This is a genomic window from uncultured Planktosalinus sp., from assembly GCF_963973675.1.
Lineage (GTDB): Bacteria > Bacteroidota > Bacteroidia > Flavobacteriales > Flavobacteriaceae > Planktosalinus.
Map to the genome: position 1 here is coordinate 1 of NZ_CAXBAN010000090.1, position 8,211 is coordinate 8,211.

9 protein-coding genes are annotated in these 8,211 nt (G+C 35.4%); 2 read left to right on the forward strand and 7 right to left on the reverse strand.

All coding sequences use genetic code 11. The annotated features are described in order from the left end of the window. From AACY61_RS05060 to AACY61_RS05085, 6 genes are all read right to left on the reverse strand, one after another. On the reverse strand, positions 1-598 hold a 598-nt coding region (locus AACY61_RS05060), incomplete at its 3' end, for a DUF4835 family protein (protein ID WP_339610500.1). A gap of 34 nt (positions 599-632) precedes the next feature. Continuing rightward, the gene (gene coaBC, locus AACY61_RS05065) at positions 633-1,844 is read right to left on the reverse strand and encodes a bifunctional phosphopantothenoylcysteine decarboxylase/phosphopantothenate--cysteine ligase CoaBC (protein ID WP_339610501.1); all 1,212 of its coding nucleotides are present in this window, start codon (positions 1,842-1,844) and stop codon (positions 633-635) included. A 3-nt stretch (positions 1,845-1,847) separates the two neighbouring features. Next, positions 1,848-2,183, reverse strand: a complete 336-nt coding sequence (locus tag AACY61_RS05070) for a DNA-directed RNA polymerase subunit omega (RefSeq protein WP_339610502.1) — start codon at positions 2,181-2,183, stop codon at positions 1,848-1,850. 15 nt (positions 2,184-2,198) lie between these two features. Then, positions 2,199-2,993 (reverse strand): outer membrane protein assembly factor BamD, encoded by a 795-nt coding sequence (gene bamD / locus AACY61_RS05075; RefSeq protein ID WP_339610503.1) that lies wholly within the window; start codon positions 2,991-2,993, stop codon positions 2,199-2,201. 109 nt (positions 2,994-3,102) lie between these two features. Then, entirely contained in the window at positions 3,103-3,981 is an 879-nt protein-coding gene (gene dapA, locus AACY61_RS05080) for a 4-hydroxy-tetrahydrodipicolinate synthase (RefSeq protein WP_339610504.1), read from the reverse strand. Continuing rightward, positions 3,978-4,508 carry a hypothetical protein gene (locus tag AACY61_RS05085; protein WP_339610505.1) on the reverse strand — a complete coding sequence of 177 codons (531 nt, stop codon included), beginning with the start codon at positions 4,506-4,508 and terminating at the stop codon, positions 3,978-3,980. Before AACY61_RS05085 ends, dapA begins: the two co-directional genes overlap by 4 nt. A 66-nt stretch (positions 4,509-4,574) precedes the next feature. Between AACY61_RS05085 and AACY61_RS05090 the strand changes: the two genes are divergently transcribed. Both AACY61_RS05090 and AACY61_RS05095 read left to right on the forward strand, forming a co-directional pair. Beyond that, a complete protein-coding gene (locus tag AACY61_RS05090) occupies positions 4,575-5,330 on the forward strand; it encodes a 5'-nucleotidase (RefSeq protein WP_339610506.1) in 756 nt (251 codons plus the stop codon). A 1-nt stretch (position 5,331) separates the two neighbouring features. Further along, positions 5,332-6,243, forward strand: coding sequence for a metallophosphatase (locus AACY61_RS05095; protein ID WP_339610507.1), 912 nt, complete (start codon positions 5,332-5,334; stop codon positions 6,241-6,243). Here AACY61_RS05095 and ligA read toward each other — a convergent pair. After that, a partial coding sequence (ligA, locus tag AACY61_RS05100; RefSeq protein WP_339610508.1) for an NAD-dependent DNA ligase LigA occupies positions 6,244-8,211 on the reverse strand: 1,968 nt, incomplete at its 5' end.

An 8,211-nucleotide genomic window follows, 5' to 3' on the forward strand; every position in this document is an offset into this window, starting at 1 on the left:
CGCGATGATAGTTATACATAACTTTATGAAAGGAACTAAAAATAGGAGAAATAAGTGCTTCATTTAGCTGGTATCTTGACTGGCTTCCATCTGATGCTTTCCATCCTGAAAAATTACCAGAAGCAGCTGTGTTTACGATTTGTTTAGCAACATTGTGATATTCATCAACTCCATTGCTTGAAAAAGTAGAAGCATCCAGCCCTAAAATTGTATAAACGTGAAACGCTACCACTGATATTAAATTACTTTCAAAAGTGTTTGGGTTAAAATTTAAAGGCTGAAACTCTCTGTAACTGAAACTAAACTGTCTGTCATTATAATTGTAAATGGGCGATAAATAGGTCGAACCATAAACCGGTCTGGATGCTTGAATTTGAATACTAGCCGTAAACATATCTGAGTCATATTCTGAAACAATGATATTGAAACTGGCATCTATGCGTTCCTGATTGGCATAAACCTTATTTGTCCAGGAAGTCTCATTGATAAATTCTGTCAAATCCCGTTCAAGGGTTTTAAATATTTGCAGATTGGATACTCCGGTTTGCTCTGCGTTTACAATCACTAAAGCATTTAACTCTTGTGCTGTTATTTGCATTGTAAAAAATAAAAACACAATTAGGTAAGTAAACTTATTCATCGAGATATAATATTATTTCGTTAAAGATATCTTTTGCAACATCACTTTTATCCTTCAGTTCAAACGATTTTATTTGATTATTCTTATGAAGAATTGTTATTTTATTTGTGTTTGAACCAAAACCGGCTCCACTGTCATTCAGCGAATTTAAAACAATAAAATCTAAATTCTTTTTTTTGAGCTTCTTTTTTGCGTTTTCAATTTCATCGTTGGTCTCCAAAGCAAATCCAATTAGTAATTGCTTTTTTTTAATTTTTCCAAGTGAAGCTAAAATATCTTTAGTTGGCTCAAGTTTTATTTCTAGATTGGTATCTTTCTTTTTAATTTTTTGTGTAGCAATAGTTTCAGGACGGTAATCTGAAACAGCTGCCGCCAGAATTGCAATATCGATATCATTAAAAACCTCATGACAGGCAAGATACATTTCATCAGCACTGCTAACTGAAACCTGTTTTACTTGTTTATTTATAATTTTTAAATGGGTGGGACCTGAAACTAATATTACTTCTGCACCAAGGTTTGCTGCTTGATTTGCTATAGCAAACCCCATTTTTCCTGACGAATGGTTTCCTATAAATCGAACAGGGTCAATAGCCTCATATGTTGGTCCTGCAGTAATTAATATTTTTTTTCCTTTCAATGGAAGTTTGCTTAGGATATCATTCTCGACAAAAGTAAGAATCTCATCCGGTTCTGCCATTCTTCCCTCACCAATAAGTCCACTGGCAAGTTCACCAAAACCTGCAGGGATACTTATGTTTTCAAAAGTTTTTAATTTTTTAAAAGCCTCTTTAACCGAAGGGTGTTTATACATGTCTAAATCCATTGCCGGAGCAAAATATACAGGACACTTTGCCGAAAGGTAAGTTGCCATCAGCAAATTATCACATAGTCCCGTTGCCATTTTTGTTAAAGTATTTGCTGTAGCAGGGGCAATTATAAATAAGTCAGCCCAAAGAGCCAACTCTACATGATTGTTCCAGGTTGCATTTTCATCTTCTTCATTGGTAAATGAAGAATAAACTTCATTTTTTGAAAGCGTTGACAGTGTCAAAGGTGTAACAAAATCTTTTGAGGATGGTGTCATAATAACTTTAACCTCAGCTCCTGCCTTCACCAGCAACCTTACTAAAAAAGGTGATTTGTAAGCAGCGATACCGGCTGTAATTCCTAGTAATACTTTTTTGCTGCTCAGAATAGACATTGGTTACTTTTCTGAAGTTTCGTCTAAAGTATTTCTGAAATAAATTTTACCTTCCAGCCATTCTTGCATAGCAAGTGCATGCGGCTTAGGCAATCTTTCATAAAACTTAGAAACCTCAATTTGCTCTTTGTTTTCAAAAACCTCTTCTAAACTGTCATTGTAAGTTGCAAACTCATCAAGCTTTTCAAGTAGCTCTTTTTTTATTTCAAGATTAATTTGATTGGCTCTTTTTGAAATTATTGAGATTGCCTCATAAATGTTCTGAGTAGGCTCGTCAACTACATTTTTGTTTAATGTAACTGTATTTACCGGAGCATCTGTTTTTTTAAGATCTGTCATCTTTTTTATACTTGTTTATACTTGTTTGTTTTCTAATCGTTGTTCAATGTCTTCAATTATAGATTCTGCTTCACTTTTAAATTCAGACTCGGGATAATTTCGAATAAGTGAATCATAATATCTTTTAGCTGTTTCAAGTCGTTCTTCAACAAGACTCGGCACACTTCTTATTGCAAGTTGATAAGCAGATTCAAACTTCATAAAATAGGCCTCTTCCCTGAATTCTGAACCGGGATGGTCAAGTATGAAATTATCAAATGCACTGATAGCTGCTTTGTAGTCAAATATACGATTGTATTGCTTAGCCACTTCAAATTCTTTTTTCTGAAGCTTATGAGTAAGTTCTTCCACCAATAGATTAGCATCTGCAATAAAAGTCGAGTTTGGATATCTATTTATAAAACCTTGTAATTTATCAAGTGCAACTTTAGTGTCTTTTTGATCTAATGAGTATCTTGGAGATAAAAAATAATAACTTTTTGCGCCTTTAAATGCCGCTTCTTCAGCTTTTTCACTTAAAGGATATGAATTTGAAAATCGTTCAAACTGGTACCCGGCCAAATAATAATCACCTAAACTGTAAAAAGTATCTGAATATAAAAACATCAGTTTTTCTGCTTGTGGTTTGCCTCTGTAGGCAGGCACAACTTGCTCCATTAACTTCAATGCTTTTTTATATTTACCAATGGTATATAATGAATCTGCCATATGAAACTTAAGCCCCACATCTTCAGACTTCAGTGCTTTTTGGTAGGGGCTACAGGAAAAAAATAATGTGGCAAAGGCCAATGTTGCTAAAAGTATTCTCATAAGGTTTAAAAACATCGTGCAAAAGTAAGCAAATTAGTGGTATAATAAAAATCAATAATAATGATTTCAAACGAAAGAAATGATTCAGTATTTGGATGTTGTGAAAAGATTAACGCATATCTGCTACATATGAATCAATCTGTTGTTTTAATTCATTTCCTGCTTCCACTAAAGGCAAACGAACTAATGCATTGCAGATAGTTAAAGACTCAAAAACTGCTTTAATACCAGCGGGGTTTCCTTCAGCAAAAATCATATCAATGGCAGGTGCAAGCTTGTAATGAAGTTTATAAGCCATATCAACTTCTCTTTTGAGTCCTAATCGCACCATCTCTGAAAATTCTTTAGGAAAACCTTCACCAATCACTGAAATTACTCCGGCACCACCTGCAAGTACCATTGGCAATGTAATCATATCATCACCTGAAATTACTAAAAAGTCTTCAGGTGTTTCTTTAATTAGTTGCATTGCCTGCACAAGATCTCCAGCAGCCTCTTTAATCCCAATAATGTTCTTAAAATCGTTTGCCAATCTTACAACAGTTTTAGGCAACATATTTGAGGATGTTCTTCCTGGCACATTATAAAGTATGATGGGTTTTGGAGAAGCCTGGGCAACAGCTTTAAAATGCTGATATATTCCTTCTTGTGTGGGTTTATTATAATAAGGTGACACTGAAAGTATTGCGTCAAACGCTGAAAGGTTTTGGCTTTTAAGTTCACTTACGATTTGTTGTGTATTATTACCGCCCACTCCCAGCACCAATGGAAGTTGTCCGTCATTGACAGAAATAACTTTATCTATCACTTGCTGTTTTTCTTCTAGTGAAAGTGTTGCACTTTCTGCTGTTGTTCCTAAAACAACCAAATACTCAACTCCCCCTTTAATACAATGATTGACAACACCTTCCAACCCGTCAAAATCAATTGAAAAATCAATTTTAAATGGAGTCACCAAAGCTACTCCTGTACCATAAAATTTTTTCATACTGTTGCTTTTTTATCTTGAAAAATAGTGATGTACTTAGCAAGTTCCTGCTCAAATAAAGTATAATCTTTGATTTTAATTTTAAAAAATATATCAAAAATTCGTCTATCTGCACCTTCTAGTCCAACTTTGAGATGAGCTTTGGATGCTGAAGCAATATAATCCAGATAGATGTTTTTTTTAGAATAATAACCTATAAATAAATCATATTCTCTGTCTAAAAATTCAATAATAGCAGGCTTGGTTAAAACACCATTCCAACTAAAACCCTTAGAAGAAAATTTATTTTGCTCTAAAGTGGGCAGCTTTTTTTTCTCTTCTTTATAAATAATTAGCTTTAAATCTTTGTTAAGTATTTCAAGTGAATCAATCAAACTGTTAAAAGCGTCTATTTCCGAAAATTCTTCAGCATTTACAAGGATTCCAACTGTTTTAAATTTCGTTAATTGTTTTTTTGAAAAGCCCTTTTTCAACTGCTTTTCAAATTGCTTCTTTAGAAAATATTTTTTTAACGTTTTTAAATTCATTTATATTTACTGTCTTTGCCTACAAAAGTAATCAAAATCTGCCGACATAACTCTCAAATTTGTTATATGAAAAAGCTTTTCAACTATTTATTTTTACTCATACTTATTTCATCTTGTAAACAAAATGAGTATTCCCTAACCAATTTTGAGGGTCATCAAATAGAAGTCAGCGAATCTGTTGCCTCTAAAAAAACGTATGACTCTGTTTTAAAACCCTATAGAAACCATGTAGAAGAGCAACTCTCTGAAAATTTAGCCTATAATGTAAGAGAAATGAAACGCACAGATGGTCCGCTCAACTCCTCTATTGGAAATATGATGGCTGATGCAGTGATGGAGCTTGCAAATCCGGTTTTTAAGGCCAGAACCCAAAAAAACATAGATTTTGTTTTGCTGAATTTTGGCGGCATAAGAGCACCCATGGGACAAGGTGAGGTAAGCCGCAGAACTGCCTTTGAAATCATGCCTTTTGAAAATGAAGTGGTTGTTCTTGAACTTTCTCCGAAAAAAATTCAGGAAATGCTTGAATACCTGGCTACAGAAAGCCTTGCGCACCCTGTCTCAGGAATAGAAATTCATTTGAAAAGCAACAATGAAGTTTCAGCAGTAAAGATTCAAGCAAAACCTTTGGACACTTCAAAAAACTATTTTGTAGCAACAAGCGATTACTTAAAAAACGGCGGTGACCGAATGTACTTTTTTGAAAACGCAATTAACGAAATAGCTCTCGATTACAAAATGAGAAACCTGTTTATCGATTACTTTATCAAAACAGACACCATAAATTATTTGCCTGATAACCGCTTTATAAAATCAAATTAAAATGCAAAGAAGAAACTTTATTAAGCAAACGGCAGCAGTATCTGCTTTATTGGCTGCCGGCAGTTTTGGAATTTCAGCATTTAGCAGTGCCTCAAACAGAAAAAACATTACAATACTGCACACCAACGACACACACAGCAGACTGGATCCGTTTCCTTCAAATGATGCTCGTTATGCCGGAAAAGGCGGTGTAGCCCGCAGGGCAACACTCATTGAGAGTATTCGAAAAGAAAACCCCAATACACTTTTACTTGATGCTGGCGATTATTTTCAGGGTACTCCCTATTTTAACTTTTATGGTGGTGAATTGGAATTAAAATTTATGTCAATGTTAGGTTATGATGCTGCAACCATCGGCAATCACGAGTTTGACAACGGGCTTGAGGGTCTACTGGCTCCATTGCCTCAAGCCAATTTTCCAATCATTTCTTCAAATTATGATTTTAGCAACACTGTTCTTGATGGATTTGTTGAAAAATATAAGATATTTGAAAAAGACGGTGTCAAAATAGGAGTATTTGGATTAGGTGTTGAATTGGAAGGGTTGGTTACCAAAAAACTCTTTCAAGAAACCGGTTATCTCGACCCCATCGAAATTTCTCAGGAAATGACCAGAATACTTAAAAAAGAAAAGCAATGTGACCTAATCATTTGCCTTTCACATTTGGGCTACAGATATGAAATCGATAAAATTTCAGATTTAAAACTTGCACAAAACACTCGTGATATTGATTTAATCATTGGAGGTCACACCCACACATTCCTTCCCAAACCCACTGTCATTAATAACATTGACGGCCAGGAAGTTATAATTAATCAAGTGGGTTTTGGAGGAATCAACCTGGGTCGAATTGACTTTTATTTTGAGGAAAAACAAATTGATGAGGTTAAAAGCAATTTGATTAACATATAATTACACCATCTCCAAAAACTCCTCTTCATCGATTATGGGTACACCCAAACTTTCAGCCTTTTCTTTTTTGCTGGGGCCCATGTTAGTTCCTGCAACAACATAAGTTGTTTTAGACGAAATAGACCCGGAAACTTTACCGCCGTTATCTTCAATAAGTTTTTTTAATTCAATTCGTGACACTTTTTCAAACACACCAGAGACTACAAAAGTTTTTCCTTGTAAAACATCGGTTTGTCCCTGGAGAGCTTCTTCAGAAAGTTGTAATTGAACTCCGTAAGTTTTCAGTCGGTTAATGATGTTAAGATTGTCAGTTTTGTTGAAAAATTCTATTACACTTTCGGCTATTTTATCGCCAATTTCATCCACCATAATCAATTCCATTTGAGTGGCATTTTGAAGTGCGTCAATACTTTTGTAATGTCTTGCTAGTTTTTTAGCGACTGTTTCACCTACAAATCTAATTCCCAATGCAAACAATACCCGTTCAAAAGGGATTGCTTTAGATTTTTCAACACCGCTCAACAGGTTTTCTGCACTTTTTTGGGCCATTCGTTCCAATGGCAGCAACTGATCAAGGGTAAGAGCATATAAATCAGCATAATTATTTATTAGCCCGGCTTTAAATAAAAGTTCAACTGTTTCACCACCAATTCCCTCAATATCCATCGCTTTACGCGAAACAAAATGTTGAATCCTGCCAACAATTTGCGGTGGACATCCATAAAAATTTGGGCAATAATGCTGGGCTTCACCTTCTTTTCGAATAAGAATAGTTTGACACTCCGGACAATTTGTTATGTACTCTGTAGGTTTTGAATCGATGCTTCGCTTGTTGAAATCAACTCCTACAATTTTTGGAATAATTTCTCCTCCTTTTTCAACATAAACGCTATCTCCTTCTCTGATGTCAAGTTTTTCAATCTGATCTGCGTTATGTAATGATGCTCGTTTTACCGTTGTTCCCGCGAGTTGAACCGGTTTTAAATTTGCTACAGGAGTGATGGCTCCAGTACGCCCCACCTGATAGGTAATTTTTTCCAATAGCGTTTCTGCTTGTTCGGTTTTAAACTTATATGCCATCGCCCAGCGAGGAGATTTAGCTGTATAACCAAGTTCTTCCTGTTGGTAAAGACTGTTTACCTTGACAACTACACCATCAGTTTCATAAGGCAATTCATGACGATGTACATCCCAGTGGTGAATGAATTGAAGCACCTCATCAATCGAGTTAGCTAAACTGCAAGCCTCAGGAACCTTAAAACCCCAGTCTCTTGCCATTTGCAAAGACTCAAATTGAGTTTTAATGGGCAATCGGTCACCCACAACTCCATACATTAAACAATCCAATGGTCTGCGGGCAACCTCAGCGCTGTCTTGCAATTTCAAACTTCCTGAAGCGGTGTTTCTGGGGTTTGCATAAGGTTCTTCACCAGCTTCCAAACGTTCATCGTTCATTTTGGTAAAACCAGCCAGCGGTAAAATTATTTCGCCACGGATATGAAACTTTTGTGGAAAATCTCCTTTTAACTTGAGAGGAACTGAACGAATGGTTTTTACATTATTGGTTACATCATCACCTTGTGACCCATCACCGCGGGTAACTGCTTTTTGAAGCGCTCCATTTTCATAGGTGAGGCTCATTGAAGCACCGTCATATTTAAGTTCGCAGGTGTATTGAATTTTTCCATCAACCAGTTTTTTGATTCGTTTTTCCCAATCGAGTAAATCTTCTTCTGAATATGAATTATCTAAGGAATGCATAGGAAATTCATGTACTATTGTTTCAAAATTTTTGGTAATAGTTCCTCCTATTCTTTGTGTCGGTGAATTGGGGTCAAAAAACTCAGGATGTTGTGCTTCCAAATATTGCAATTGTTTGAGTATTTGATCAAACTCATAATCTGAAATTACCGGGGCATCCAACACATAATAATTGTAATTATGCTGACTGAGCTCTTCTCTTAATTG